The following is a 592-nucleotide window of genomic DNA, read 5'->3' on the forward strand; positions in this document are numbered from 1 at the left end:
GCGCCCGACGATGTGTCAACGCCGCCTTCCCCGAGACATTCCCGGACACCCGTCCGCAACCCGTCGCCCGGCGGATTGCCCCCGGAGCCCCGTAGGGCGTCCTCCCTGGCGCCGTCCGACGACTGCGAACGACGGGCGACATGACGGATCGTCGTCCGCCGGAGCCGGACGAGGGCCGACGTTGCCCTGCGGACACCGGCACCGTCGGCAGCCGGCCGGTGCAAAACACTCGCCACGGCGAGTGTTCTCACCCGCGGAATCCGATGCGTTCCGCCATCTTCCCCGCCCTCTCGTCCATTCCGTTGACACCCGGAATCGCGCGAATCTACGGTCTGGCCAGTCGGCGAGAGGCTTTATCCGCGCCCAGCAATTCCTTCTCCCGCCACTGCGGTCACTCACCCACCGGCCGCCATTCCCCTTGCACGCCCCCGGCACGAATTGCCTGCCGGGGTGCCACCGGTGCCCTACGCCCCGACTGCGCCCCCGCGTACCCACCACGACCGAGAGGGATCCGCCATGCGTACCACCCGCCGCCGGCGCCTCACCCGGCACAGTCTCCGCCTGTACGCCACCGTCACCGCAGCCGCCGCCT

It is taken from the genome of Peterkaempfera griseoplana (assembly GCF_001418575.1).
In the GTDB taxonomy this organism is placed as follows: domain Bacteria; phylum Actinomycetota; class Actinomycetes; order Streptomycetales; family Streptomycetaceae; genus Peterkaempfera; species Peterkaempfera griseoplana.